The sequence below is a fragment of the Vibrio sp. 10N.222.46.A1 genome (genome assembly GCF_041473595.1).
In the GTDB taxonomy this organism is placed as follows: domain Bacteria; phylum Pseudomonadota; class Gammaproteobacteria; order Enterobacterales; family Vibrionaceae; genus Vibrio; species Vibrio tasmaniensis_A.
The window spans coordinates 1-1,489 of record NZ_JBFRSN010001126.1 but is presented as its reverse complement, the minus strand read 5'-3'; the positions used below and the strand labels follow the sequence as shown (position 1 = coordinate 1,489).

The following is a 1,489-nucleotide window of genomic DNA, read 5'->3' as shown; positions in this document are numbered from 1 at the left end:
CTATTAACCAGAAGGGAATGCCTCAATGATGTATATGTCAGAGAGACCGATGTCTCCCAAAACCAAGCTATTTCGCTACCTTGCTTTAACGGGCAATTTGTCGCTTTTATTCTGGGTGGTTGCTTGGCAGATGACACTTTCACCGCACCCTCACCTCAGTAATGTAACACTGGCGATTGCTTGGGCTATACCGCTGTTACTACCATTACCGGGAATATTATCGGGCAAGCCTTATACGCATGCTTGGGCGAATTTCGTCTTAATGCTCTACTTCCTACACGCGTTAACTATTATGTATGTAGACGGTGGAGAGCGCTTGTTAGCCGCTGTAGAACTGCTTTTGACGACTCTAGGCTTCGCAGGCAATATATTATTTACCCGTTTTAGAGCCAAAGAGTTAGGCATCAAGTTGAAGCGCCTTTCCGAAGTAGAAAAGAAAGAGAAAGCTAAGTTCGAACAATAATATTGGTTCGATGCTCTAGATCTGACATGACAACAGATAAACAAAAAGCCCTGCGAGATTTCTCTTGCAGGGCTTTTTTCGTGATTTCATATCAATCTGTCATGTCGGTAGACGATTACGAGCGAACCCATTCGTATACTAAGCTTGGCTTAGCGTGCACTGGCGCTGTGACTGGTAGCGCTTCCTCATCAGATTCACCTAGCGTCACCTCAGTTGTATTTGTTAGCTCAGCACCTGTAGATAACTCACTGCCTTTCATCACTTGAACGCTTGGGGTAGTTTCATTGCCCATCGCATCAGTAACAACAGCAGAGTCATCGCCTACAGACATAATGTTATCTTGCGCTTCAAATTCTGGGCTCACTTCAGGTTCGATATAAGACTCTTCAACCTTCGCGACTTGGCGAATGCTTTCAACTTCTTGTTCAAACTCTTGTTGGGTCGATAACAAATGAATTCGGAACGTCACTTCATTGTTTTGAATTTGTAGAATATCTAAGCTTGCCACCGAGTTTAGACGCTTCAGTGCATTCTCCAATTGGAAGAAGTCTTGCGCGTTATTCAGGCTGATAAACTGCGTTAAGATTGATTCCGAAGATTCACTCGCCACCGTTACTGCACTCTTACTCGCGTAGTAGTTACTGATTTGGTCAACAAGCTTCTTAGAAGTCGTCGCGCTGTTGCCCGATACCGAACCACTCACAGGCGATGTTGGCGCGCTCGTCAGTTGGTTTGGTTTTTGATCATACAAAGTCCAGCGTAATCCAGAAGACTGTGCCTTAATCACCAAAACAGCATCAACAGGGTAACGTTGACTCGCGTTGCTAATCGGTGTGACAAAGCTGCCCCACAAATCCGAGGTGGCCACTCCCGTAACATCATCAAAATCACCAACAGGAAACATCAAAGGCAAACCGCGCTCTTTTGCATTGGCTTGTAAGCCTACAGCTAACAGTGAGTTGGAGTGTTCCCAGACAATGTTCTTGTCGTAGTTACTCTCTTCTACCAGCCAAACAAGAATATTTG

2 protein-coding genes are annotated in these 1,489 nt (G+C 45.1%); one reads left to right on the top strand and one right to left on the bottom strand.

The features are described from left to right. Positions 1–25: 25 nt before the first annotated feature. Positions 26–463 carry a DUF2069 domain-containing protein gene (locus AB4496_RS24435; protein ID WP_009847385.1) on the top strand — a complete coding sequence of 146 codons (438 nt, stop codon included), beginning with the start codon at positions 26–28 and terminating at the stop codon, positions 461–463. 115 nt (positions 464–578) lie between these two features. Here the strand turns inward: AB4496_RS24435 and AB4496_RS24430 are convergent. Continuing rightward, on the bottom strand, positions 579–1,489 hold a 911-nt coding region (locus AB4496_RS24430), incomplete at its 5' end, for a DUF2066 domain-containing protein (RefSeq protein WP_372132387.1).

Bases quoted from the DNA above. Each gene is read 5' to 3' on its own strand.
- AB4496_RS24435 (WP_009847385.1), top strand. From the start codon at position 26: ATGATGTATATGTCAGAGAGACCGATGTCTCCCAAAACCAAGCTATTT.